Source organism: Phycicoccus sp. (genome assembly GCF_035325325.1).
GTDB lineage: Bacteria > Actinomycetota > Actinomycetes > Actinomycetales > Dermatophilaceae > Phycicoccus.
This window is the reverse complement of the sequence record NZ_DAOLAC010000004.1, coordinates 167,390-190,852: the sequence shown is the minus strand read 5'-3', so window position 1 is coordinate 190,852 and position 23,463 is coordinate 167,390. Positions and strand designations below refer to the sequence as shown.

Genomic DNA, 23,463 nt, shown 5'->3' with positions numbered 1-23,463 from the left:
GCACGAAGGACGCCTTAAAAGTCGGCATGGCTGCATTGGAGGGGCACCGCATCCGAACTCACGAAGGGCGCGGATGGAAGCATGTCTGGTCTATCGACATGCCCACAGGCGACGACGCCTACAACTTCGAGCAGGCCGTGCTCCGGCACTGGCGGGATGACCTGGGTTTGCCCGCCACAGTCGACGCCGTGACGATGCCCCAAGGAGGGGCATCGGAAACGGTCTCGGCACACCAAGTCTCGCCCAAGGACGTACTGAGCTTCGTGCTGCGGGGTATGGAGGAGCAAGGATTCACGCACCCGAGGGTGCACACAGCCGAAGACTCTACCTGGCACTTCCCTACCGCTTGAAGAGCGAGATTGGCCGAAGCCGTCGAACAGATGGCTCGATGCGGTGAGGCACGCCCCTGCGCCGCATCTTGGCTCGCCACGGGTGCATGACTCTTCGATCTATGCCTCGATCTCAGCCGCCTTCAATAGCTGGGCGAGCCGTCCTATGTCGCTTGGCGCAGGCGTGGTTGTCAACTGCAACTGGAGTTCCGACCACATCTGGCGCATGGTCAAGAAAGAGAAGGAGCAGCCCTCTAGGTGACCAGCGATCACGGGGTCCGCACTCCAGTGCTCGATCGCTTCCTCCCGAGACCATGAACCGTTCAGCTTGGTGACGGCGAGCGAGTACACGAAGGCGCGTTGCCCGGTTACTTGCTCGACCTTTGATCTGAAGCTGTCTGACCACTTGGGATTCCACAATTCACGGAAGTGCTTCCAGGTTTCGCGCTTGGGGTTCTTCTTCTCGCCCCGCATCTCTAGCAGCTTCGCGCGAGCGTCGAAGCCCGACTGCCACGCTTTGCAGGACACGACCCATACCCTCTCGGCGCCGATGAGCGTCGGGTTGTAGCCAACGACGTCGACGTCACTTGAGACGGCATCGTCTCGGCCGACGAAATCAGGATGGCTCGGATTCGGCTTGAATCGCAGATTGTGCTGGGTGAAGTAGCCCTTGAGCTGGAGATAGTCCTCAACAACCTGTTCGAGGACGTCTTCCTTCACTGCAGACGCCTGTCCATGACCAGACGCTAGCCTGCCCAACGCTTGGCTTCGCGCCAAACACGGGTACCAACCTACTTCGGAGGCTGCAGTTGGCGTTAGCTTGCCCTTAGCCGCGCCGCATCGTGCCGCTGCAGTTCGCCGCGTCCCGATCAGGCCGCGGACGTGCGGACGCACGGCGACTCGCCCTCCAGAGTCGGGCGCGCGTGCCGGTAGATCGGCGGGGCGTCGATGTGTCGCCCTGTGGGTAGGTCGATTCTTGAGGTGTCGGAGGCCGTGGGTATGGTCTTGTTTTCGGACAATCGAGGACCACTTCTGCGACAGGGGACCAATGCACTTCGACGCCATTCGGACTGAGATCCGTGGGACGACGAGTGAGGACGGTCTGCTGTTTCTATATGAGGCGGGCGGGGAGTCGTCCCACACGGACTTCGCGGCGGCTCTCGGGGTTCGAGAGCACCAAGCAGTCGAGGTGCAGCGTCATCTGGACCGACTCGGTGTGATCGGCGAGGAGTCCGACAACGAGTCGCTTTGCCTAAACCTTCGAGGAACACACGTGGCTGAGAGTGTTGTGCGTTCACGTGCCAGCGGTCCTGACCGGCGCGATGCAGTCCAGCGAGCGTTCCTTCAGTGGTTGGCTGACGGGGTCGAGCCGGGCCGGCCGGTCGATTTCCACGGGCAACCGACCGCGACTGCGTTTGGTACCGCGTTCACGGTCGAGGAGATCAAACACGCCGCCCAGTTTCTGCTGGATCACGGCCTCATTCAGGGGTTCCAGTCAATGGCGGGGCTGCAAGGCCCCACCATGACCTACGAGGGTGGCTACGCACTCCACCACAGCGGCCTGATCGTCGACTTCCTCAAGCGCGGAGGCTCCACTACGTACGACAACAGCAACACCACCCACATCGGCGACGGGAACACGATCGGTGGGATCCAGACCGGGGGTCACGACAACACGCTGACGGTGAACCTCAGCGTGGCGCAGCGCGCCCAGGTCCTTGGGTTGGTCGGCGGCCTCCTGCGGACACTCGACGAAGCCGGCGTCGACGCGGCGGATCTACGCACCGCAGTCGAGGCAATCCAGAAGGAGGCGGCCAGCGAGGGCGCAACACCGGGAAGCTTGAAGAAACGGATCTTCCAAGCGTTAGTCCTGGCGGGTGCTTCCGAGGCAGGACATCTCATTTCCCAGGGGCTCGCGCAGCTTCTCGGGACCGTCACAGACTAACCCGCGCGGATCCCCGACGGCGCTTCTCTGGCGCCGGCAGCAACTGCAGCACACCCCCCACGTCATAGACGTGGGGGGTGTGCTCCCGCGTCAAGCAACTCACCCAGACGTCCCAAGAAGATGTTGACCTGCTGCTCCATCAAGCCAGCGCGCTCCGCGCTGAGGGTGTCGAATTTCCCGTGCGCTGCCGCGTTCCGCAACCCAGCCATCTGCTCAATGTCTTTCGTGTCCTGTTTGCTCAGGATCCCAGCGGTCCGAAGAGCCCTGCCGTAGGCCCCGATTCCGGGAGCCCCGGCAGCGAGCGGCAAGGCGAGTTGATCAACAGCTCCCCTCAGGGCTGTTTCGAGGGCCGCTCCCGCAAGGACGATGGGGGCCGCAACATGGACGCTTCGGTCCTCGTTCAGGAGGCGGACCTGCTCCATGATGTCTGTGCTCGCGATGGTGCGGACGCCCTCGCCAACCTCTGCGGGCAGTCGGGTCATCCCGCTCTCCACCTGCGCAGCCCAAAGCCGAAGGATCTCGCCAAGGGCATGAACGCCACTCTCCATTGAGGCGCGGTCACCGTTGGACTCGTAGGCAATCTTTCCCCGCCGAAACCACTCGGAGTCGTCTCCAGCGTGCTGACGAAGGAACTCAAGACCCGATGCTGCGCGAGCCATCACCAGGCCCTTCTTAGGCAGCTCAGTGACTCTCCAGAAGCCCCCGTACATCCCGTCTGACGGCTCGAACTCCATATCAGACTGCAACTCGTCGGCCTGAGCTCGTGCCCACACCACCACCTGCGCTCTCGATGTCATCCCTCCACCGTAGTGAGGGGCGAGGACACACCGCACAAACCAGTGGCCACCCCGCCACCCTTCCGAGGATGGAGCTGTGCTGGAGTAAGGGATTCCTGGGCTCACGCTGTGCGCCAGTCGAATCGGTGTTCGCGCCGGTGCCGATCACGACAACACCGCTAGAACGTGCGTCCTGTCGCCGCGGACGACCGGTGCCAGGTTGCGCTGTGCAAGCATTCGTCGCATGGCGCTTGTTCTGGAAGTTGTTTCTGAGAGTCTCTCCCCTCGGCGCGAGCACGTGTTTGCCCACTTCGAGAAGGACACCAGGTTCAATCCGACCTGGTGGGCCAGTGGGAGTGCGAAGAGCCCGGTCTCCTACTGTCGTTTCTTGGACGAGGGTGAAGAGATTGGCCGGGCCAAGATCCTCCCGGGGTCGCGGGCGTACGCCGGCTACACGACCTGGTCCTGCCCTCAGGCTGGTGCCACGGAGATTGACCTCATCGAAATCCGTCCCGATCTCCGTCGGTCGGGCAATCGTTACGGTCGGCAGGCGGTAGTGGCAATCGGCCGGACGTACGGTCAGCCCGTCATTGCTATGTCTCTGGATGAGACATCGGACCTCTTCTGGCGCTCGCTTGGGTGGCGGGCGCACACCCATCCTGATGGCGATCGCTACCGGACCCTGTTCACCTCTGCTTGAGCCGTGGGGCGACCGTCGGAGAGTGCCCAACCAGGGCCAAGGTGAAGGCGCGTCACATCGCCGCGTCATGACCATGGCCGATTGTCCAGTTCGCTTGCCACACGGGTTGCCCACTCGTGGTGGAGCCCGTTCCACCCTGGCCCGGTTCGCCTCGCCGGGTTGACCTCGACCTGCTCCACGTTTCCCTTGAGCAGGCCGGGGTGCACCAGGGGCAGCCACTCCACACGACGACCGTTGACGGTCACGTACCCACGCTCCCCGTAGCGGGCCCCGTACAGGTCCGCGATCGTCTCGGTAGGTGGCTCGGGGGTCAGCGCGGGGATTCGGCTGAGCACTTGGAACGATTCGTCACCCAGGGTGATCACCAGCGGCGCGTCGGCCGCCTCGAGGGCCTGGAGGAGATGGTCCTGGAAGCGGCCCAGCGACTCCGTCACCAGCTGCCTGATCGTGGGACGTATGGGCAGGGAGGATGGCGGCACGCCCAGCTCATCGGCGATGGCGTCGTACTCGTCCCTGATGGCGTTTCCTTGCTCGCGTCGGCCGCGAGAACCTGCGCTGCTGCTCTTGGTCATAAACACTGGGTACACGTCAGTGAAGGCTGCCTCGGCGGCAGCGACACCCAGCGGGTCCAGGTACTGCTTCTGCACCTTGGTCCCGGAGGACCCGTTGGCCGGCGGTGAGCTGCTGCTGACCCAGCCGTGGCACCCGGGGTCGTCCCCATCGACGAACCCTGTCTTCGCCTTCCAGTCCGCGAGCATCTCCGGGAAGCCGGCGGGGTCGCCGTCCCAGAACACGGTGGGCTCGACATCGACAGCCAGTGCCGACACCGCCCCTCGACGGCTCGGGGAGATCGAGTACGCGGGCGCCTGCCACGCGACATGCCAGGCGCTCGGGTACACCCCGACAATCAAGGCCCGCGCCGAGCCCCGTCCGGGCAGCGTCGCTGGCCGCACGGTGTTGGGGCGGCCGAAGGGGAATCGTCCGTAATCCTTCATTCAGCCACCGTCCCAGAAGACCCGCCCGGTCAATCCGGTACTCACCGAAGCACCTCCGACCCGCTCAGCGGGCAGCGAGACCCGTCGCCTGGCAATCGCTGCCACCGCGCTGGTCAGCTCGGCCGTCGGCAGCCGTCACTACTGTGAGTTGGGTGTCGGGAGGCGGGCCGTCGGCGGCGAGCGCGTACGCGTATGCGTGTCATCCACCGGGTGCGGTGCACGAAGGAGGAGATCTGTGAAGGCCAAGTACGCGGGGCGTTGCGCTATCTGTCCAGAGCCGATCCGGCGAGGGGACAGCATCGCGAGCCTGGGAGAGGACTCGAGCGCGTGGGTGCACGCAACCTGCCATCCCAGCATCGAGGTGGTCGCGGCGGCGCTGGCCGAGGACAGGCCCCCGACCCGAGCCCCCGGCCGAACAGCCAGGCGCAGGCACAACGCTCCAAGGGCGCGCATGGCCGTCCCCGACGGCGCGGTGTCGGTCTTCACCGATGGCGCCTGCTCGGGTAACCCCGGGCCGGGAGGCTGGGCCTGGGCGATCGACCGCGACACCTGGGCTTCCGGTTCTGAGGTACCCAGCACGAACCAGCGGATGGAGATCCGGGCGGCACTGGAGGCCGTTACCGCACTCGATGGCCCCTTGGTGGTCGTCAGCGACTCGACATACGTGGTCAACTGCTTCCGTGACAGCTGGTGGACGGGGTGGCTGAAGCGCGACTGGCTCAACTCGCAGAAGAAGCCGGTCGCCAATCGCGACCTCTGGGAACCGCTCGTGCATGCGGTCAATCAGCGGGGCAACGTGACCTTCCAGTGGGTCAAAGGACACTCGGGCCATGAGATGAACGACTTGGTCGACCGGCTGGCCGTTGAGGCTAGCCTCCACACCGGCTGAGCACCGTTCGCCGACTGACCCCCTGCCGTGTTGCAGTCGCACACGTACCCCAGAGAAGTACTGCAGTAGGGGGGTACGGAAGGGCCTGAGACCGCCCGTCGGAGGGGAATTTCGTGCTCAGCCGACCCGGCTGAAGGCCCATCTGTGGAATTTGCAAGCAGGGGGTCAGTTCCCAGGCCTCAGAAGGGGTCGACCCCGCGCCCTCCACACTTCGGGCAGGCGACCATCTGCAGGCTCTGGCCCTCGTTCGGGAAGGGGTTCGGGCGGTACTCCTGGATCGCTCGGCGGCCATGGCACATGCTGCACGGGCGCGGCTCAGGCGGCGGTGCCGGATGACGGCCGACGACGAGCGGCGGGTCGTACCCGGTGCGGGAGCGATCCATCTCGGCCGATCCGGAGCCAGGGCGCGCCCCTCCGCCGCCCTGCCCCGCCCGGCGCGCGACGGCGAGGAGGCCGTAGCCGATCACCGCCACCACCGCGCCCACGATGCCGAGCGCCAGCACGACTGGAGCCACGACGACACCGAGCAGGGTGATGCCCAGCCGGCGGGCGCCGGACATCGACGACCACCCGGTAGCGAGCTGACGGAGGGCGTAGGCCTGAAGGAGGAGCGCCGCCACCGCCTGGACGAGGACGACGACGAGCTCGGTCCGGGTCGGGTCGTCGGCCGCGATCCCGAGGGACACCCCGACGACCCAGAGGGCGGCGAGCCCGACGAGGGCCAGAGCAGCGATACGGACCATGTGGCTCCCTGCCGACACGCGGACCGACGAACGGATCGATGCGCCCGGAGTCGGTGACGCGGCTGGGGTGCGCGGCTCGCACCCTACTCCTGCCGCACCCGCGGTGGCGAGGGTCGGATTCGCCGCAGTCCGCACCCTGCCCGACCCCGGACGGACCAAGGTCCCCAGGTGACCGGCGCACGGACGCCCGCACCGACCCACGCAGGTCACGAATCGGCCCGCCGCACAACGGTGGGGTCACGGCGACAGCACGGCACGGTCACGGCGACAACGGGTCGGCGTCGGTGCGGTCACGGTCCGGCAACGACGCGGGCGGCTGGCAACCCACACCCCCTAGCGTCCGTCCCAACCGGAGCACCGACGCCGACCCGAGGGGGACCCCGATGACCACCAGCACCCGCCGCCGCCTCGCCGGCACCAGCGCTGCCGCCCTCGCCATCGCCCTGGCCCTCACTGGCTGCGGCTCCGGATCGGGTTCCAGCACAAGTGAGTACGCTCCGGGGCCCAACGGTGCCGCCCGGTCCGACGGCGGCAACACCTACCGCTCCCCCTCCGACACCGGCGACGACACCACCCGCCGCAACCGCATGACCGACCCCCGCGAGGACGGGCTCTCGACCTTCGCCCTCGACATCGACACCGGCTCCTACACCCGCTTCCGCGATGCCGTCCGCAACGGAGAGACGTTGCCGCCCAGCGAGATCCGCACCGAGGAATTCGTCAACTACTTCCGCCAGGACTACGAGGCGCCGCGCGACGGACTCGGCGTGAGCATCGACGCCGCCACCCTCCGCTTCGCACCGAGTCACCGCCTCGTGCGGGTCGGCATCAGCAGCGCGGTGACGAGCGACGAGGACCGCCCGGACGCCGACGTCGTCCTCGTCGTCGACACCTCGGGCTCGATGAGCGAGGCCGGCAAGATGGAGACGACGAAGACCGCGCTGCGCACCCTCGCCACGTCGCTGCGCACGACCGACCGCGTCGCCATCGTCCGCTACGACGACGAGGCCGACCTCATCCTCGAGCCGACGCCGGTGCGCGACCGCAACGCCGTCCTCGACGGCATCGCCGAGCTCGAGCCCGGCGGCTCGACCAACGCCGAGGCCGGCCTGACCCTCGGCTACGACACAGCGGCGAGGATGCACGACGAGGCCCGCGGCGAGCACCGGATGACCCGCGTCGTCCTCGTGAGCGACGGCGTCGCCAACGTCGGCAGCACGAGCCCCGGCGGCATCCTCGACCGGATCGGCCGGGAGGCCCGCAGCGGCGTCAACCTCGTCTCCGTCGGCGTCGGCATGCAGGACTACAACGACCGGCTGCTCGAGCAGCTCGCGGACACGGGGGACGGCTGGCACGTCTACGTCGACACCGCCGACGAGGCCGTGCGGGTCTTCGCCACCGGCCTCACCGGCTCGCTGGTCGTCGCGGCCAAGGACGCCAAGGCCCAGGTCGAGTTCGACCCGGCGCGGGTGGCCGGCTACCGGCTCATCGGCTACGAGAACCGGGCCGTCGCCGACGAGGACTTCCGCGACGACCGCGTCGACGGCGGCGAGGTCTTCGCCGGGCACACGACGACCGCGCTCTACGACGTCGAGCTGCGCCGGCCCGCCCGCGACGCCGACCGCGACCGCGCCTTCGTCACCGCCACCGTGCGCTACCACGACGGCTCCGGCGAGGCCGTCGAGCGCACCGGCACCCTCTCCGACGCCGAGTGCGCGCGGGACGTCGCCCAGGCCTCGGCGCGGCTCCAGCAGGACCTCGTCGTCGCGCTGCTCACCGACCACCTCGTCGGCGGTCCGTGGTCGGAGTCGGGGGGCACCGCAGAGCTGCGCCGCCAGGCGGCCGACCTGCCCGAACGGCTCGACGGCGACCGGGACGTGGCGGAGCTGGTCGACCTCGTCGACCGCGTCGCCACCTGACGCCTACCACCCATCCGGGAGGCCGTGAAGCGCCGCCCGGAGGAATGGCTCGATCGGGCCATTCCGCCGGTCGGGGGCCGCGGCTAGTCTCGTCCGCGTCACTCCAGCAGGGGCCTCACGAGGAAGGAGTCGACAGGGCCGACGTCCCGGGCCGATGACGCGGACACGCGGACTGCGCATGGCCGCATCCCCCTCCACCGTCCCGGGACGCCACCCATCCCTGACCCAGCGCGCCCGGACCCGGCGCGCCCCGGGGACGCCGGTCAACAGAGGGCCGGCCACCCGGACACGACGGCGCCGGCCGCACCGACGGGATGCGGCCGGCGCCGGTCGCTGCCCGGCCCCCCGTCGCCGCCCGGTCGCCCATGTCGCCGCACCGTCGGCGCCCTGTCGGCACCCGCCCCTACCGTGACCCCGGACGCGACGACCGACCCCCGGGAGGGATGCGATGACCGAGGTGCGCCTGCGCGAGCTGCGCGACGAGGACCTGCCCGCCTACTGGCAGCACCTCGCCGACCCCGCGCTCCAATGGCAGGCCGGGATGACCCGCGACTACCACTACGAGAGGGACGCCTTCGACGCCCACTGGGCCCGGATCCGGGCGAACCCCCGCATCCTCCACCGCACCGTCCTCGCCGACGGCGTGGTCGCCGGCCAGGTCGCCTCCTTCGACGGCCCGGACGGCCGCGAGGTCACCTACTGGATCGGTCCGGAGCACGGCGGACGCGGCATCGCCACCGAGGCCCTGCGCCAGCTCCTCGCCCTCGACACCACCCGCCCGATGCACGCCGGCGCCGCGGCCGACAACGCCGCCTCCCTCCGCATCCTCGAGAAGTGCGGCTTCGTCGTCACCGGCCACGACCGGGACGAGGCCCGTGCCCGCGGCGGCGGCGAGGTCGACGTCGTCCTCCTCGAGCTCGCCTGAGCGACACCCGGACACACGACGGCGCCGGCCGCCCCGAGGGGACGACCGGCGCCGGCGACGTGCGACGAGGCGGGCGTCAGCCCTTCGAGCCCTCGTCGATGTTCGGGGTCGAGAGGTCCGAGCCCTCCGACGTGCCGGTCGTTGACGGGAGGTCGGCGTCACCGGTGTTCGCGTCGTTCCACGTGGCGGCGCCCTCGTCGGCCGCGGCCTCGGTGGCGTCCGACGCCGCCTCGACCTTGCTGGCGGCGGCGTCCTTGGCCTCGCCGGCCTTCTCGGCCGCCTTCTTCTTGAGGTCGGTGGCCTTGGCCGCCGCGGCGCTGCCCGACTCGGCGAGCTTCTCGCGGACCTCGCCGGCCTTCTCCTTGGCGGTGTCCTTGACGGCGTCGACCTTCTCGGAGGCCGTCGTCGAGGCGGACGCCGACGCCGGCGGCGTGTACGAGCCGGCGCTGGCCCACGGGTCGGGGCGCTCGGTGCTCTTGCGGTAGGCCATGACGGCGGCACCGGCGGCGACCGCGCCGAGGAGGAGGACCCAGCGGCCCTTGCCCCGCTTCTTGTGCGCGGTGGCGTCGCCCTTGAGGACGGCGTAGGCGTCGGGGGCGCGCTCGGCCGCCTCGGCGGCCTGCTCGCGCGCCGTGGCCGCACCGGCGGCGATGGCGGTCAGCGCGGCCATCACCTTGGGCAGCACGTCGTCCTGGAAGGTCTCCTTGGCCTGCTCCATCCGCGGGGCCAGCGCCTCGAGGGCCTCCTCGGCCTTCTCGCGCGCGGTCTCGGCGGCGTCCTGGGCGCGCTCGCGGCCCTCGCGGACCTTCGGCGCCACCTGGTCGGCGTAGTCGCGCGCGGACCCGGCGTAGTCGTGCGCCCGGTCGCGGGCGTCGTGGGCGACGTGACGCGCCGAGTCGTACTGGGCGAGCGCCTCCTTGCGGGCCTTCTTGCCCTTCTTGCGGAGCTGCTTCGCGTCGGCCTCGTACGCCTTGCGGAGGTCCTTGATCTCGGACCTGGTCCTCTTGCGCAGGTCGTGCGCCTGGTCGGCGGCCCGCTCGGCGGCGTCGCGGGAGGCGCCGCTGACGCGGTCGGCGGCCTCCGTGACGGCCTCGACGGCCTGGTCGGTCCTGCTCTTGCTGCGGAACACGAGTCCTCCTCGGTGCTGGACGTCTTGTCCCCCATCCTGCCCTGTTCGGCCTGATCGGGGCACATCAGGGACCTCCCGATGCGGGTGATGCGCCCCACCGTGGCCGCCCGTCCGCGCGTGAGAGGATCGACGCATGAAGGCAACCCTGCACACGAACCACGGCCCGATCGTCGTCGAGCTCTTCCCCAACGAGGCGCCCAAGACGGTCAAGAACTTCGTCGGCCTCGCCACGGGCGAGCAGGAGTACACGGACGACGCCGGCCGCACCAACCCGACGCCGTTCTACGACGGCCTCGTCTTCCACCGCATCATCCCCGGCTTCATGATCCAGGGCGGCTGCCCGCTCGGACGCGGCATGGGTGGCCCGGGCTACACGTTCGACGACGAGATCCACCCGGACAAGCAGTTCGACCGCCCCTACCTCCTCGCGATGGCCAACGCCGGCAAGCAGATGGGCAAGGGCACCAACGGCTCGCAGTTCTTCATCACCGTCGCGCCGACCACGTGGCTCAACGGCAAGCACACGATCTTCGGCGAGGTCGCCGACGGCGCCAGCCGCGAGGTCGTCGACGCGCTCGCGAACGTCCGCACCGGTGCGCAGGACCGCCCGGTCGAGGACGTCGTCATCGAGCGCGTCGAGATCGAGCAGTAAGAGCCGGCGCCACCGCGCATCCCCGGAGGACCGACGTGAGCGAGCAACCGCCGATCCCCCCGCCCGTGGGCGCCCCGGATGCCGCGGAGCAGGTCCCGACCTGCCCGCGGCACCCGGACCGCGAGTCGTACGTGCGCTGCCAGCGCTGCGGCCGGCCCGCGTGCCCGGAGTGCCAGCGCCCCGCCGCCGTCGGCATCCAGTGCGTCGACTGCGTGCGTGAGGGCTCGCGCACCGTCCGGCAGGGCCGCACCGTGTTCGGCGGCTCGGCCACCGACGGCCGCCCGATGGTCACCTACTGGATCATCGGCATCTGCGTCGCGGTCTTCGTCCTCCAGCTCGTCGTCCCCGGCCTCACCTCGCGCATTGCCTTCGTGCCGGCCTACGCCGAGAGCGAGCCGTGGCGCTTCCTCACCTCGGCCTTCGCGCACAGCACCGGCATGCTGCTGCACATCGGGTTCAACATGTACGCCCTGTGGGTGATGGGCCAGTACCTCGAGCCGCTGCTCGGCCGTGCCCGGTTCCTCGCCGTCTACCTGCTCAGCGCCCTCGGCGGGTCCGTCCTCTTCCTCCTCCTCGCGACCCGGCCGACCATCCAGATGCTCGCCGTCGGCGACGGCGGCTCCTGGTACACCGCGGCCGTCGGCGCCTCCGGCGCGGTCTTCGGCCTCTTCGGCGCGTTCCTCGTGCTCCAGCGCCGACTCGGGCGCTCGGCCGCGGGGATGTACGTCGTCATCGGCATCAACGCCGTCCTCGGCTTCGTCATCCCCGGCATCGCCTGGCAGGCCCACCTCGGCGGGATGATCACCGGCGCCGCCGCGGCCGCGGCCATCGGCTACCTCGGCCGCCGCCGCGACCCGCTGCAGCCCCCGGACCGCCGCGTGCACTGGGCCGCGATGGCCGGCATCCTCGCCGTCCTCGTCGTGGCCACCGTCGCGAAGTACGCGCTGTAGGGCCGAGAGGCCGTCTGGCCGCTCGCCCGCCCGTCCACAGGCCGTCCCCCTGTGGATTACACCGGTGTCATTCGTCCCCAGTGTGGACAACCCCTGTGGACAACCATCCGACCCCGGACGTGCGAAGGCCCCGGGTCCGACCGTGGTCGGTGTCCCGGGGCCTCGACGCGGGAAGCGCTCGCGCTCAGCGCCAGCGGGTGGTCATGAGGAAGCCGGAGAGCATGAGGCCGAAGCCGACCCCGAGGTTCCAGCGGCCGAGCTGCGGCACCGGGAGCTCGTGCACCCCCGAGATGTAGTACGTGACGACCCAGAGCAGCCCGAGCACCATGAGGGTGAGCATCACCGGGACGAACCAGCGCGGGTTCGGGCCCTGCTGGCTCGCCGCCGCGGTCCGCGGCGGGGTGTAGGCGGGCTTCTTGCGTCCCTTGGACTCGGGCACGGGGAACTCCTCCGGATCGGTCAGACTCGTGCCCTAGCGTAGAGGGAGCACCGACGAGAGAGGGGAGCGAGGGTGGGCACGCACGCCGGCCGGGTCGACCGACCCTCGCCCTGGCCGTGGCTCGTCCCCGTCGCCGCCCTCGTTGCCGGCGCGCTCTTCGCCTCGAGCGTCCGCGCCTCCCAGGGTGAGGACCTGCGCGCCGACTACACCCGGTTGCCCGACCTCATCCGCGAGCAGACCCGGGTCAACGCCGCCCGCGCCGCCGAGGCCGACCGGCTGCGCAGCGAGGTCGAGGAGGCCACCGCCGCGCTCGCCCCCGGCGACCTGACGACCCAGAAGCTCGAGCGCCAGTCCGCCGAGATCGCCGCCGCGGCCGGCCGCACCGCGGTGCGCGGGCCGGCGCTCCAGGTCAGCCTCGAGGACGCGCCGCTGCCCGGCGGCGAGGTCCCGCCCGGCGCCGACCCCGACGACTTCGTCATCCACCAGCAGGACGTCGAGGCGGTCGTCAACGCGTTGTGGGCCGGCGGCGCCGAGGCGATGATGATCCAGGACCAGCGGGTGGTCTCGACCAGCGCCGTCCGCTGCGTCGGCAACACCCTCATCCTCCAGGGCCGGGTCTACTCACCGCCCTACCGCATCACCGCGATCGGCGACGTCGACCGGATGCGCTCGACCCTGCGCGCCGACCGCGACGTCGACCTCATCCGCCAGTACGCGATCGCCTTCGGCCTCGGCTACGACGTCGAGGACAAGGGCGAGCAGACTTTCCCCGCGTACGCCGGCAGCATCACGCCCTCGAAGGCCGAGGTCGCCGGCTCGTGACCCGCCGACTCACGGGGTGGCTCGGCGAGCTGCTCATCACCGCCGGTGTGCTCGTCCTGCTCTTCGTCGCGTGGCAGCTGTGGTGGACCGACGTCACCGCCGAGCGGGTCCAGGGCCGGCTCGTGCAGACGCTCACCGACGACTTCGGCAGCGGCCGCGACGGCACGGTCGGCCACGACGAGTTCCCCGAGCTGGGGACGGCGAAGGCGTTCGCCGTCATCCGGGTCCCCCGCTTCGGCGCCGACTTCGCCCGCCCGGTCATCGAGGGGGTCGGCCGGCCGGTGCTCGCGCTCGGGGTCGGGCACTACACCGACTCGGCCGCGCCCGGGGCGGTCGGCAACTTCGCGGTGGCCGGTCACCGCACCACCTACGGCCGCCCGTTCCACGACATCGACCGGCTGCGGGCCGGCGACCGGGTCATCGTCGAGACCCAGCCGACGGTCTACGTCTACGAGGTGACCTCGCACGAGATCGTCCGGCCGTGGCAGACCGAGGTCATCGCGCCGGTGCCCGACCGCCCCGGCGCCACCCCGACCGAGCGGATGATCACGATGACCTCCTGCCACCCGAAGTACAGCGCGACGCAGCGCTACATCACCCACGGCCGGCTCGTGAAGGCCGTGCCCCGGGCGCAGTGGCGGCTGGCCGACTGGACGAGCGTGGAGGGCTGAGGATGTACGCGGCGCTGTGGCGGGTCCTGCCGGGGCCGGTGTGGCTCAGAGTGATCGAGGCCCTCGTGCTCGCGGCCCTCGTCGTCGCGGTGCTCTTCCAGTGGGTCTTCCCGGCCGTCGCCGACCTCGTGCCCTTCAACGACAACACCGTCGGCTGACCGCGTGTGGCCGCGTCGGGCGGTGGACGCCCGCGTGACCGGGCCCGCGCCGCACGGCACCATGGGGGCATGACCCGGGTCCTCGTCGTCGACAACTACGACAGCTTCGTCTTCACGATCGTCGGCTACCTCGAGCAGCTCGGCGCCGAGTGCGAGGTCGTCCGCAACGACGCCGTCGCGCCGGCCGACGCCGCCGACTTCGACGGCGTCCTCGTCTCCCCCGGCCCCGGCACCCCCGAGGAGGCCGGGGTCTCGATGGCGATGATCGAGGCGTGCGCCGAGCGCGAGCAGCCGATGCTCGGGGTCTGCCTCGGCCACCAGGCGCTCGGCGTGGTCATGGGCGCGACCGTCGACCGCGCCCCCGAGCTGCTCCACGGCAAGACCTCGACCGTCCTCCACGACGGCACCGGCGTCCTCGCCGGGGTGCCGCAGCCGTTCACCGCCACCCGCTACCACTCGCTGACCATCGACCCGGCGACGATGCCGGAGACGCTGGTCCCCAACGGGCACACCGAGAGCGGCATCGTCATGGCCGTGCGGCACGCCACCCTGCCGCTGCACGGCGTGCAGTTCCACCCCGAGTCGGTGCTCACCCAGGGCGGGCACCTCATGCTCGCGAACTGGCTGCGGATGGCCGGGATGGCCGACGCGGTGCAGCGGGCCGACGGCCTCTCCCCGCTGGTCCACGACGCCGCCGGCGTCGCCCGGATGGTCGCCGCCGGCTGAGCGCGAGTCAGGGCGAGGGCGTCCCGGACGGGGTGGGGGTCCCGGACTCGGTCGGCGTCGGCGTGGCCGTCGTCGGGGTGATGGTCGGTGCCGCCTTCTGCGCGATGACGAGCTTGACCGTCGAGCCGATGTCGGCCGTCGTCTTGCCCTTCGGCGACTGGTCGATGACCTGACCCTCGGGCACCGCGTCGGTCTGCTTGTACTCGGTCTCGACCTGGAGGTTGGCGTCGGCCAGCGCACGCTGGGCGGCGTTCTGGGTCATCCCGACGACGTTCGGCACCTCGACCTTGCCGGAGCCGACCTTGAGGTTGATCCGGGTGCCGGGCTTGGTCTGCACCTTCGCCGCCGGGTCGGAGGAGATGACGACGCCCTTCTCGGTGTCCGGGTCGTCGACCTCCTGGACGTCGCCGAGGGTCAGCCCGACATCGCTGAGCAGCTGTTTCGCCTCGTCCAGGGTGCGGCCGGCGAGGTCGGGGACCTCGACGTTGTTCGGCCCGCCGGAGACGGTGATCCGCACGGTCGAGCCCTTCTCGGCCTGCGTCCCGCCCTCCGGGGTCTGCGAGATGACGTTGCCCTCGTCGACGGTGTCGGACGCGGCGGTCACCGACTCCACCCGGAAGCCGGCGTTCGTCAGCTTGGCGGTCGCGGCGTCCTGCGGGGCGTCGACGACCGAGGGCACGGTGACCGTGGGGACGGCGTCGGTGCCGAAGTACTTGACGAGCCCGAACGCGAGGAGGCCGAGCGCGGCGAGCACGGCGATGACGAGGAGGATCGCCGCGGCCGGGCGGCGGCCGCGGTCGTCGTCGTCCATCCGGTCGCGCCGGGTCAGCGGCCCCTCGTCCTCCGGGGGCGGGGGCGGCGTGGCGACCGGCGCGTCCCACGCGGCGGTGCGGTCGGAGAGCGCACCGGAGGCCGGCAGGGCCTCGGTGACCCCGGCGGCCGCGGCGCCGGCCAGGGCGGCGGCGGAGGAGCGGGCGGCGATGCTCACCGGCCGGCCCATCCGCACCGCGTGCAGGTCGGAGCGGAACTCGTCGGCGTCCTGGTAGCGGTCCTCGCGCGGCTTCTCGAGCGCGTGGAGGACGACGGCGTCGAGGTCCTCGGAGACGTCGGGGGCGAAGCGCGACGGTGGCACCGGCGGCTCGCCGACGTGCTGGTAGGCGATGGCGACCGGGCTGTCGCCCATGAACGGCGGCCGTCCGGTGAGCAGCTCGAAGAGCATGCAGCCGGCGGAGTAGAGGTCGGAGCGGGCGTCGACGGAGTGGCCCTGGGCCTGCTCCGGGGAGAGGTACTGCGCCGTGCCGATGACTGCCTGGGTGGCGGTGACCGTGGCGTTCGCGTCGGCCATCGCGCGGGCGATGCCGAAGTCCATCACCTTGACCGAGCCGTCGGTGGCGACCATGACGTTGGCCGGCTTGATGTCGCGGTGCACGATGCCCTGGCGGTGGCTGTAGGCGAGCGCGTCGAGGACCCCCTCCATGACGCGGACGGCGTCGTCGGGGTCGAGCTGCCTTCTCTCGGAGAGCACCTCGCGCAGCGTCCGGCCGTCGACGTACTCCATGACGATGTACGGGATGTTGACCTTGGCGCCGCCGGACTCGGTGTGGACGTGGTCCTCGCCGTGGTCGTAGACGGCGACGATGGAGGCGTGGTTGAGGGCGGCGGCCGACTGCGCCTCGCGCCGGAAGCGGGTGATGAACGTGGCGTCGCGCGCGAGGTCGCTGCGCAGCATCTTGATGGCGACCGAGCGGCCCAGGCGGGTGTCGAACCCACGGTGGACCTCCGCCATGCCGCCGCGGCCGAGGAGGTCGCCCACCTCGTACCGACCCCCGAGCAGCTCCGGGACGTCAACCATGTCGTGCACTCCTCATCGGCTCAGCCGTGCTTCCATCATCTTCCGGGCGATCGGTGCCGCCACCGCACCGCCCCCGGTCTCGCTCCCGGCCGTGCCGCCGTCCTCGACGACGACCGCCACGGCGATCTTCGGGTCGTCCGCGGGCGCGAACGAGATGAACCACGCGTGCGCCCGGCGTCCCGTGCCGTGCTCCGCGGTGCCGGTCTTGCCGGCGACCTTGATCCCGGAGATCTGCGCCTTGGTGCCCGTCCCCTCGTCGACGACACCGACCATCATGTCGGTGAGCGTCGCGGCGACCTCGGGGGTCACCGCCTCGGAGAGCTCGGTCGGCTCGGTGGACTCGATGACCGAGAGGTCCGAGCCGATGACCGACTGCACGAGGTAGGGCTGCATGACGACGCCCTTGTTCGCGATGCCCGCGGCGACCATGGCCATCTGCATCGGGGTGACCCGCACGTCGTACTGCCCGATCGCGGACTGCGCGAGCTGCGGCGGGTTCAGCTCGGCCGGGACGGTGCTCGGCGTCACCCGCATCGGGATGGTCGGGGCGTCGCCGAAGCCGAACTTGGCGGCCTGCTCGCGCAGCGTGTCCGCGCCGATCTTCATGCCGACCTCGCCGAAGGCGGGGTTGCAGGAGACGACGAGTGCCTGCTTGAGGGTGACCTCGCCGGACGGACTGCACGGCTGGTTGTCGTGGTTGGGCAGGTTGGTCGTCGTCTGGGGCAGGTCGAGGAAGGCGCCACCGGGGAGCGTGGAGTCGGCCGTGTAGTCACCGCTCGAGAGCGCGGCGGCGGCGGTGACCACCTTGAAGACCGACCCCGGCGGGTAGAGGTCGCCGCCGATCGCGCGGTCGACGAGGGGGCGACCCTCGGCCTTGGTCAGGGCCTGGTAGTTCTTGTCGACGGTGCCGAGGTCGTGGCCGGCGAGCGTGTTGGGGTCGAAGCTCGGGTGGCTGACCAGCGCGAGGATCGCGCCGGTCTTCGGGTCGATGGCGACGGCGGCGCCGCGGGCGTCACCGAGCGCGTCGGACGCCGCCTTCTGCACCTTCGCGTCGAGCGTCGTCTCGAGGGTGGCGCCCTGCGGCCGGCGCCCGGTGAAGAGGTCGGAGATGCGCCGGTAGAACAGCTTGTCGCTCGACCCGGACAGCAACGAGTTCTCGGCCTGCTCGAGCCCGCCGACGGCCCCGTAGAACGAGTAGAACCCGGTGACGTGCGCCCAGAGCGTGGGGTCCTCGTAGGTGCGCTGGAACTTGAACTCGTCCTTGGTGGCCACCGACCTGGCGACCGGCGTCTGCCCGACGAGGATCTCGCCGCGCTCGCGGGCGTAGGTCGCCAGCAGGGTGCGCCGGTTGTCCGGGCGAGCGTTGAGGTCGGCGGCGAAGACGTACTGGATGAGCGTCGTCGAGACGAGCAGCGAGGCGAAGAGGAAGGCCACGAGGAGCGAGAGCCGGCGGACGGGCGCGTTCACGGCAGCCTCACCACCTCGGTGCGGGCCTCCCCGACGGCGCGCGTCGCACGGGTGTCGGGCAGCGGGCGGCGCGCGTGGTCGGAGATGCGCAGCAGGACGGCGACGAGCGCCCAGTTCGCGAGCAGCGAGGACCCACCGGCCGAGAGGAACGGCGCGGTGAGGCCGGTCAGCGGGATGACCCGCGTGACGCCCCCGACGACGACGAAGCACTGGAGGGCGAGCGAGAACGAGAGGCCGGCGGCGAGCAGCTTGCCGAAGCCGTCGCGCGTGCCGAGCGAGGTGCGCAGGCCGCGCTCGACGAGCAGCGCGTAGAGCACGAGGATCGCGAACAGGCCGATCATCCCGATCTCCTCGCCGAAGCTCGGGATGATGAAGTCGGACTCGGCGAGGTAGGTGAGGTCCGGGCGGCCGCGGCCGATGCCGGTGCCGACCATCCCGCCGGCCGCCATCCCCATGAGGCCCTTCGCGAGCTGGTCGGAGGTCTGCAGCGCCTCCGGGGTGAAGGTGTGCAGCCAGAGCAGCACCCGGGTCTGGACGTGGTCGAAGACGAGGTAGGCCAGGTACGCGCCGGCCCCGAAGAGCCCGAGGCCGATAGCGATCCACGAGACCCGCTCGGTGGCGACGTAGAGCATCGCGACGAAGAGGCCGAAGAAGAGCAGCGAGGAGCCGAGGTCGCGCTCGAAGACGAGGACGGCGAGGCTGGCCAGCCAGGCGATGAGGATCGGCCCGAGGTCGCGGGCGCGCGGCAGCGTCATCCCGAGGATCTTGCGGCCGGCGACCGAGAGGGCGTCACGGGTCTGCACGAGGTAGCCGGCGAAGAACACCGCGAGCGCGAGCTTGGCGACCTCACCGGGCTGGAACGAGAACGGGCCGATCCGGATCCAGATGCGCGAGCCGAACTCGGAGTTGCCGATGATCGGCAGCAGCGGCAGGAGCAGCAGCGAGAAGCCGATCGCGCCGGCGAGGAAGGTGTAGCGGCGCAGCAGCCGGTGGTCGCGCAGCACGACGAGGACGCCGGCGGCGATGGCGACCGCGAGCGCGCTCCACATCAGCTGCCGCAGGGCGACGCCGTCGGCGATGTCGCGGCCTCGGGCGATGTCGATGCGGTGGATCATCACGAGGCCGAGGCCGTTGAGCAGCGTGACGATCGGCAGGATCAGCGGGTCGGCGTACGAGGCCCGCCAGCGCAGCACGAGGTGGAAGGCGAGGGAGACCCCGAGGTAGCCAAGGCCGAGCGCGGCGAGCCCCGGGGGCACGGTGCCCGTCGTCGCGAGGCCGAGGTTGACGTACGCGAGCCCGACGATGCCGACCGCCCCGAGGGTCAGGACGAGCTCGGTGGTGCGGCCGGAGCGCGGGGCGACCGACGAGACGACGCTCATACCGGCGGGGGCACGGTCGGGGTGGACGTGGGGACGCCCACCGAGGGCAGCGACGGCGTCGAGGGCAGCGTCGGGAGGGAGGTCCCGGTCGTGCTCGGGGTGGCGCCGGGCGAGGGGCTCGCGGTCGAGGACCCGGACGGGGTCGGGCTCGGCGCCGTCCACGTGGGCGGGACGGTGCGGCACGCGTCGCCCTGGCTGCGCGCGTAGCGGCACGCCTCGGCCTGGACCCGCAGCTCGCTGACCCGGGAGTCGGCGTCGGCCCGGTTCGCGACCTCGATGCCGCGCTCGAGGCTCTGCTGGTAGGAGGCGGGCAGGTCGTCGACCGGGATGGTCGTCGAGTACTCGGGGCTGTGCAGCGAGATCGGGCCGAGGTCCTGGTCGACGCCGCGGAAGACGGTGACGATGCCGTCCTGCTCGCCGAGGTAGTACTGCCGCTGCGACCACGCGTACGCCGCGTAGGAGCCGCCGGCGAGGACGACCACGGCGACGACGAGGGCCGCGGCGAGCCGCAGGGCGACGCCGCGGCGGGTGCGCGGGCCCTCCTCGGCGAGGGTGACGCCCTCCTCGTCGTCCTCGTCGTCGTCTCCGGAGCGGGCCGCGGACTTGCTCAGCGCGGCGGCCTTCTCGGCGGGCGTGACCGGGATGGGGCGGGTGCCCCGCCGGCGCGCGGCGGCGGCGCCGACGACCTGCGGCTGGGTCGGCGGGGCATCGACCTTGGCGATGTCGACGAGGTCGCCGACGACGACGGTGACGTTGTCCGGGGCGCCGGCCCGCAGCGCGAGGGCGACGAGCCGGTCGGCGCACTCGCCGGGGTCCTTGGTGTCGCGCAGCACCTCGTCGACGGTCTCGCGGGCGACGTAGTCGGTCAGCCCGTCCGAGGCGATGACGTAGCGGTCGCCCGCCCGGCCCTGGCGCACGACGAGGTCGGGCTCGTCGCCGTCGGCGCCGGTGAGGACGCGGGTGACGAGCGAGCGCTGCGGGTGGGTCTTGGCCTCGTCGGCGGTGATCCGGCCCTCGTCGACGAGGTTCTGCACGAACGAGTGGTCCTTGGTCACCTGGGTGACCTCGCCGTCGCGGACCAGGAAGGCGCGCGAGTCCCCGATGTGCGCCAGGGCGATGCGGTCGCCGGTGCGGAGCATCGCGATGAGGGTCGTGCCCATCCCGTCGAGGCGGGGGTTCTCGTCGACGGCGCTGCCGATCTCGTGGTTCGCGGCGCGGATGCGGTCGAGGAGGGCCTGGCTGGCCTCGCGGCCGGACAGCGACTCGCCGTCGAGCTCGACCAGCGCGGCGACGACGGTGGAGCTGGCGACGTCGCCGCCCGCGTGCCCGCCCATCCCGTCGGCCATCGCGAGGAGGTGGGGACCGGCGTACCCGGAGTCCTCGTTGTTGGACCGGACCATGCCGACGTCGGAGCGGGCCGCGTAGTGGAAGGCGAACGGCATCGGCTACCTCTGCAGCTCGAGCGTCGTCTGCCCGATCCGCAGCACGCTCCCGGCCACGACCTCGCGCGGCTCGGTGAGCCGGGTCGACCCGAGGTAGGTGCCGTTCGTCGAGCGGAGGTCCTCGACCATCCACGTGCCGCGCTCGTCCTCGTAGATGCGGGCGTGCCGGCCCGAGGCGTAGTCGTCGTCGAGGACGAGGGCGCACTCGGGGCTGCGGCCGATGAGGGTGCCCGACGCGCGCAGCGGCAGGGCGGTGCCGGAGAGGGGGCCGGCGGTGACGACGAGCCGGGTCGGGCCCTTCTTCGACGGCTTCGGGGTGCGGGACGGGCGGGGGCGACCGGCGGCGGGAGCACCCTGGCGGGCCGGTGTGGCGGCCGCGCGCTTGTTGACGCGGGTGCCGTAGAGGTCGCCGCGGAGCACGCCGACGACGGCGAACACGAACGCCCAGAGCGCGACGAGCAGCCCGAGCCGGAGCACGGTGAGGGTGAGCTCGCTCATCATCGCCGGGTCACCGCCGCCCGGCGCGGAAGGTGATGGAGGTGCGGCCGACGGTGATCCGGTCGCCGTCCTCGAGGTGGGTGCTCGTGATGCGCTCGCCGTTGACGAAGGTGCCGTTGGTCGAGCCGAGGTCGCGGACGCTCGTCACGAAGTGCGGGCCGTCGGTGGTGACCCGCAGCTCGCTGTGCCGGCGCGAGATGCCCGGGTCGTCGAGGATGATGTCGGCGCTGTCGTCGCGGCCGAGGATGGTCATCGCGCCCATCAGCGGGTAGCGCTCGCCGTCGACGTCGAGCCACGGCCGGTCGGCGGGGTTGACGCGCCGCGGCCGGGCCGGCGGGGCCTGCTGCGCGTTGGGGCGGGTCGGCTGGTCGTCGTCCTCGTCGGGGGTCCCCGCGACGGGCGGGGCCTCGACCGGGACGGGTGCCGGGGCCGGGCGGGCGGCCCGCTGCTGGCCGGTCATCCCGGTGGCGCGCGGGCGCGAGGCCTTGCTCGGGCGGAGCCGGAAGACGCCGGTCTCGAGGTCGTCGTGCTCCTCGAAGACGATGTCGATGGGGCCGGCCGGCTGGTAGTGCTGGCCGTCGCAGTGCTCCTCCGCGGCGGCGACGAGGTCGTCCTCGACGCTGCGCAGGTCGGGCTGGAGACGGTCGAAGTCGCTGGGGCTCAGCTCGATGACGAAGACGTTCGGGACGATGGCCCGGCCGGAGGAGGTGACCGCGCGGTCGTCCATCGCGCGCCGGATGTTGCTCGCGATCTCGACGGGGTGCACGGCGGAGCGCAGGTGCCGGGCGAAGGTGCCCTGGACGGCGCGTTCGATCCCCGCCTCGAGGCGGTCGAGCAGACCCACGGTGCACCTCCTGGTCAGGTCTCGGGCCGGCAGACGTCGGTCCAGCGTATCCGCCGCGGCTGCATGCACCCTGAAGGGCGTGCGGGGGCGTCGTGCCGAGTCGGTGTGCGTACCGTGGAGGGATGGTGGAGTCGGTCCAGGTGCTCCGGCCGCGCGAGGTGCCGCTCGGTGGCCCACGGGCGATGACCGTGCGGCGCACGCTGCCCTCTCGCGAGCGGTCCTTCGTCGGGGCCTGGTGCTTCGCCGACCACTACGGCCCGGACGACGTCTCGGTCAGCGGGGGGATGGACGTCGCGCCGCACCCGCACTGCGGCCTGGCCACCGTGTCGTGGCTGTTCAGCGGGGAGGTCGAGCACCGCGACTCGCTGGGCACCGTGGCCGCGGTGCGTCCCGGCGAGGTCAACCTCATGACCGCCGGGCGGGGCATCTCCCACTCCGAGGTCTCGACCGACTCGACGACGGTGCTCCACGGGGCGCAGCTGTGGGTCGTCCTGCCGTCGGGGTCGGCCGGGGTGGAGCCGCGGTTCGAGCACCACGTCCCGTCGGCCCTGTCGCCGGCGCCCGGGGTGGAGGCGCGGGTGTTCGTCGGGTCGCTGTGGGGGTCGACGTCGCCGGTGCGCGTGGAGACGGCGCTGCTCGGGGCGGAGGTCGTGCTGGCGCCCGGGGCGACCGTCGAGGTGCCGGTGCCCGAGGGGTTCGAGCTGGGCGTGCTCGTCGACACGGGCGAGGTGACGGTCGAGGGGGTGGCCGTGTCGTCGGCGTCGCTGGCCGGGCTGGAGCGCCGCTCGGGTGCGGACGGTGGCGTGGCGCTCCCGGCCGGTGCGGGGGGGGCGCGGGTGCTGCTGCTCGGCGGCGAGCCGTTCCGCGAGGAGGTCGTCATGTGGTGGAACTTCGTCGGGCGCTCGCACGACGAGGTGGCCGCCGCCCGTGAGGAGTGGGAGTCGGGTGCGGCCGGTGGGCCGGCGGGCGCGTTCGGCCGGGTCGAGGGCTACGAGGGTGCCGTGGCGCGCATCCCGGCGCCGGCGCTGCCCGGCGTCCGGCTCAGGCCTCGGGGCAACCGGCCGTCTGCTCCCGATGCCGGGCCGGTAGTCGAGGCCCCGCCGCTGTCCTGAGCCCCGGAGCCGAGCCGGGCCTCGAAGCCTCTCCGGGTGGCGCCGGGGGACCACTTTGGCCGATCCGGGGGTCATCGGGCACACTGGGACGGCTCATCGAG

At 71.4% G+C, this 23,463-nt stretch carries 24 protein-coding genes; 12 read left to right on the top strand and 12 right to left on the bottom strand.

Translation table 11 applies throughout. The features are described 5' to 3' along the window. Nucleotides 1-449: 449 nt before the first annotated feature. Nucleotides 450-1,049 (bottom strand): nuclease-related domain-containing protein, encoded by a 600-nt coding sequence (locus PKA89_RS05085; RefSeq protein ID WP_324417212.1) that lies wholly within the window; start codon nt 1,047-1,049, stop codon nt 450-452. Between the two features lie 328 nt (nt 1,050-1,377). Here PKA89_RS05085 and PKA89_RS05080 point away from each other — a divergent pair, with 328 nt between their 5' ends. Beyond that, nucleotides 1,378-2,274 carry a hypothetical protein gene (locus tag PKA89_RS05080; RefSeq protein ID WP_324417209.1) on the top strand — a complete coding sequence of 299 codons (897 nt, stop codon included), beginning with the start codon at nt 1,378-1,380 and terminating at the stop codon, nt 2,272-2,274. A gap of 62 nt (nt 2,275-2,336) precedes the next feature. Here PKA89_RS05080 and PKA89_RS05075 read toward each other — a convergent pair whose 3' ends face one another. Next, nucleotides 2,337-3,071, bottom strand: coding sequence for a hypothetical protein (locus PKA89_RS05075; RefSeq protein WP_324417208.1), 735 nt, complete (start codon nt 3,069-3,071; stop codon nt 2,337-2,339). A gap of 223 nt (nt 3,072-3,294) precedes the next feature. Between PKA89_RS05075 and PKA89_RS05070 the strand changes: the two genes are divergently transcribed. After that, complete coding sequence (locus PKA89_RS05070; RefSeq protein ID WP_324417206.1) at nt 3,295-3,750, top strand: hypothetical protein; 456 nt, start codon at nt 3,295-3,297, stop codon at nt 3,748-3,750. Nucleotides 3,751-3,815: 65 nt separating this feature from the next. Here the strand turns inward: PKA89_RS05070 and PKA89_RS05065 are convergent, their stop codons facing one another. Continuing rightward, nucleotides 3,816-4,745: a hypothetical protein gene (locus PKA89_RS05065; RefSeq protein WP_324417204.1), complete on the bottom strand. Its 930-nt coding sequence runs from the start codon at nt 4,743-4,745 to the stop codon at nt 3,816-3,818. A gap of 451 nt (nt 4,746-5,196) precedes the next feature. Between PKA89_RS05065 and PKA89_RS05060 the strand changes: the two genes are divergently transcribed. Beyond that, a complete protein-coding gene (locus PKA89_RS05060) occupies nt 5,197-5,634 on the top strand; it encodes a ribonuclease H (RefSeq protein WP_324417202.1) in 438 nt (145 codons plus the stop codon). Nucleotides 5,635-5,813: 179 nt separating this feature from the next. On the opposite strand, the gene PKA89_RS05055 is transcribed toward PKA89_RS05060, so the two are convergent. Further along, nucleotides 5,814-6,377: a hypothetical protein gene (locus PKA89_RS05055; protein WP_324417200.1), complete on the bottom strand. Its 564-nt coding sequence runs from the start codon at nt 6,375-6,377 to the stop codon at nt 5,814-5,816. A gap of 383 nt (nt 6,378-6,760) precedes the next feature. Between PKA89_RS05055 and PKA89_RS05050 the strand changes: the two genes are divergently transcribed. Together PKA89_RS05050 and PKA89_RS05045 are read left to right on the top strand one after the other, a co-directional pair. After that, complete coding sequence (locus PKA89_RS05050) at nt 6,761-8,296, top strand: von Willebrand factor type A domain-containing protein (RefSeq protein ID WP_324417198.1); 1,536 nt, start codon at nt 6,761-6,763, stop codon at nt 8,294-8,296. A 448-nt stretch (nt 8,297-8,744) separates the two neighbouring features. Then, nucleotides 8,745-9,221, top strand: coding sequence for a GNAT family N-acetyltransferase (locus PKA89_RS05045; RefSeq protein ID WP_324417197.1), 477 nt, complete (start codon nt 8,745-8,747; stop codon nt 9,219-9,221). Between the two features lie 76 nt (nt 9,222-9,297). Here the strand turns inward: PKA89_RS05045 and PKA89_RS05040 are convergent, their stop codons facing one another. Next, nucleotides 9,298-10,350 (bottom strand): hypothetical protein, encoded by a 1,053-nt coding sequence (locus tag PKA89_RS05040; RefSeq protein ID WP_324417195.1) that lies wholly within the window; start codon nt 10,348-10,350, stop codon nt 9,298-9,300. Between the two features lie 133 nt (nt 10,351-10,483). Here PKA89_RS05040 and PKA89_RS05035 point away from each other — a divergent pair, with 133 nt between their 5' ends. Then, nucleotides 10,484-11,002, top strand: a complete 519-nt coding sequence (locus PKA89_RS05035; RefSeq protein ID WP_324417193.1) for a peptidylprolyl isomerase — start codon at nt 10,484-10,486, stop codon at nt 11,000-11,002. 35 nt (nt 11,003-11,037) lie between these two features. After that, nucleotides 11,038-11,952: a rhomboid family intramembrane serine protease gene (locus PKA89_RS05030; RefSeq protein ID WP_324417191.1), complete on the top strand. Its 915-nt coding sequence runs from the start codon at nt 11,038-11,040 to the stop codon at nt 11,950-11,952. A 184-nt stretch (nt 11,953-12,136) separates the two neighbouring features. On the opposite strand, the gene PKA89_RS05025 is transcribed toward PKA89_RS05030, so the two are convergent. Then, nucleotides 12,137-12,391, bottom strand: a complete 255-nt coding sequence (locus PKA89_RS05025; protein ID WP_324417189.1) for a cell division protein CrgA — start codon at nt 12,389-12,391, stop codon at nt 12,137-12,139. Between the two features lie 72 nt (nt 12,392-12,463). Between PKA89_RS05025 and PKA89_RS05020 the strand changes: the two genes are divergently transcribed. From PKA89_RS05020 to PKA89_RS05005, 4 genes are all read left to right on the top strand, one after another. Then, a complete protein-coding gene (locus PKA89_RS05020; protein ID WP_324417187.1) occupies nt 12,464-13,213 on the top strand; it encodes a DUF881 domain-containing protein in 750 nt (249 codons plus the stop codon). After that, entirely contained in the window at nt 13,210-13,884 is a 675-nt protein-coding gene (locus tag PKA89_RS05015) for a class E sortase (RefSeq protein WP_324417185.1), read from the top strand. Before PKA89_RS05020 ends, PKA89_RS05015 begins: the two co-directional genes overlap by 4 nt. Nucleotides 13,885-13,886: 2 nt before the next feature. Beyond that, nucleotides 13,887-14,042 (top strand): hypothetical protein, encoded by a 156-nt coding sequence (locus PKA89_RS05010; RefSeq protein WP_324417183.1) that lies wholly within the window; start codon nt 13,887-13,889, stop codon nt 14,040-14,042. Nucleotides 14,043-14,111: 69 nt separating this feature from the next. Beyond that, a complete protein-coding gene (locus PKA89_RS05005) occupies nt 14,112-14,768 on the top strand; it encodes an aminodeoxychorismate/anthranilate synthase component II (RefSeq protein ID WP_324417181.1) in 657 nt (218 codons plus the stop codon). Nucleotides 14,769-14,775: 7 nt separating this feature from the next. On the opposite strand, the gene pknB is transcribed toward PKA89_RS05005, so the two are convergent. From pknB to PKA89_RS04975, 6 genes are read right to left on the bottom strand one after another with little or no spacing between them, the layout of a single operon-like run. Then, nucleotides 14,776-16,620 carry a Stk1 family PASTA domain-containing Ser/Thr kinase gene (gene pknB / locus PKA89_RS05000; protein ID WP_324417179.1) on the bottom strand — a complete coding sequence of 615 codons (1,845 nt, stop codon included), beginning with the start codon at nt 16,618-16,620 and terminating at the stop codon, nt 14,776-14,778. A gap of 12 nt (nt 16,621-16,632) precedes the next feature. Further along, entirely contained in the window at nt 16,633-18,087 is a 1,455-nt protein-coding gene (locus PKA89_RS04995; protein ID WP_324417177.1) for a penicillin-binding transpeptidase domain-containing protein, read from the bottom strand. After that, a complete protein-coding gene (locus PKA89_RS04990) occupies nt 18,084-19,466 on the bottom strand; it encodes an FtsW/RodA/SpoVE family cell cycle protein (RefSeq protein WP_324417224.1) in 1,383 nt (460 codons plus the stop codon). The genes PKA89_RS04995 and PKA89_RS04990 overlap by 4 nt, the downstream gene beginning before the upstream one ends. Then, on the bottom strand, nt 19,463-20,908 hold the full coding sequence (locus tag PKA89_RS04985) for a PP2C family serine/threonine-protein phosphatase (protein ID WP_324417175.1): 1,446 nt from the start codon (nt 20,906-20,908) through the stop codon (nt 19,463-19,465). Before PKA89_RS04985 ends, PKA89_RS04990 begins: the two co-directional genes overlap by 4 nt. A gap of 3 nt (nt 20,909-20,911) precedes the next feature. After that, nucleotides 20,912-21,406, bottom strand: a complete 495-nt coding sequence (locus PKA89_RS04980; protein WP_324417173.1) for an FHA domain-containing protein — start codon at nt 21,404-21,406, stop codon at nt 20,912-20,914. Between the two features lie 10 nt (nt 21,407-21,416). Beyond that, nucleotides 21,417-22,250 (bottom strand): DUF3662 and FHA domain-containing protein, encoded by an 834-nt coding sequence (locus PKA89_RS04975; protein WP_324417171.1) that lies wholly within the window; start codon nt 22,248-22,250, stop codon nt 21,417-21,419. 122 nt (nt 22,251-22,372) lie between these two features. Here PKA89_RS04975 and PKA89_RS04970 point away from each other — a divergent pair, with 122 nt between their 5' ends. Next, the gene (locus tag PKA89_RS04970; protein ID WP_324417169.1) at nt 22,373-23,362 is read left to right on the top strand and encodes a pirin family protein; all 990 of its coding nucleotides are present in this window, start codon (nt 22,373-22,375) and stop codon (nt 23,360-23,362) included. Nucleotides 23,363-23,463: the final 101 nt, after the last annotated feature.

Bases quoted from the DNA above. Each gene is read 5' to 3' on its own strand.
- PKA89_RS05080 (WP_324417209.1), top strand. From the start codon at position 1,378: ATGCACTTCGACGCCATTCGGACTGAGATCCGTGGGACGACGAGTGAG.
- PKA89_RS05075 (WP_324417208.1), bottom strand. From the start codon at position 3,071: ATGACATCGAGAGCGCAGGTGGTGGTGTGGGCACGAGCTCAGGCCGAC.
- PKA89_RS05070 (WP_324417206.1), top strand. From the start codon at position 3,295: ATGGCGCTTGTTCTGGAAGTTGTTTCTGAGAGTCTCTCCCCTCGGCGC.
- PKA89_RS05065 (WP_324417204.1), bottom strand. From the start codon at position 4,745: ATGAAGGATTACGGACGATTCCCCTTCGGCCGCCCCAACACCGTGCGG.
- PKA89_RS05060 (WP_324417202.1), top strand. From the start codon at position 5,197: ATGGCCGTCCCCGACGGCGCGGTGTCGGTCTTCACCGATGGCGCCTGC.
- PKA89_RS05055 (WP_324417200.1), bottom strand. From the start codon at position 6,377: ATGGTCCGTATCGCTGCTCTGGCCCTCGTCGGGCTCGCCGCCCTCTGG.
- PKA89_RS05050 (WP_324417198.1), top strand. From the start codon at position 6,761: ATGACCACCAGCACCCGCCGCCGCCTCGCCGGCACCAGCGCTGCCGCC.
- PKA89_RS05045 (WP_324417197.1), top strand. From the start codon at position 8,745: ATGACCGAGGTGCGCCTGCGCGAGCTGCGCGACGAGGACCTGCCCGCC.
- PKA89_RS05035 (WP_324417193.1), top strand. From the start codon at position 10,484: ATGAAGGCAACCCTGCACACGAACCACGGCCCGATCGTCGTCGAGCTC.
- PKA89_RS05010 (WP_324417183.1), top strand. From the start codon at position 13,887: ATGTACGCGGCGCTGTGGCGGGTCCTGCCGGGGCCGGTGTGGCTCAGA.
- PKA89_RS05005 (WP_324417181.1), top strand. From the start codon at position 14,112: ATGACCCGGGTCCTCGTCGTCGACAACTACGACAGCTTCGTCTTCACG.
- pknB (WP_324417179.1), bottom strand. From the start codon at position 16,620: ATGGTTGACGTCCCGGAGCTGCTCGGGGGTCGGTACGAGGTGGGCGAC.
- PKA89_RS04990 (WP_324417224.1), bottom strand. From the start codon at position 19,466: ATGAGCGTCGTCTCGTCGGTCGCCCCGCGCTCCGGCCGCACCACCGAG.
- PKA89_RS04985 (WP_324417175.1), bottom strand. From the start codon at position 20,908: ATGCCGTTCGCCTTCCACTACGCGGCCCGCTCCGACGTCGGCATGGTC.
- PKA89_RS04980 (WP_324417173.1), bottom strand. From the start codon at position 21,406: ATGAGCGAGCTCACCCTCACCGTGCTCCGGCTCGGGCTGCTCGTCGCG.
- PKA89_RS04970 (WP_324417169.1), top strand. From the start codon at position 22,373: ATGGTGGAGTCGGTCCAGGTGCTCCGGCCGCGCGAGGTGCCGCTCGGT.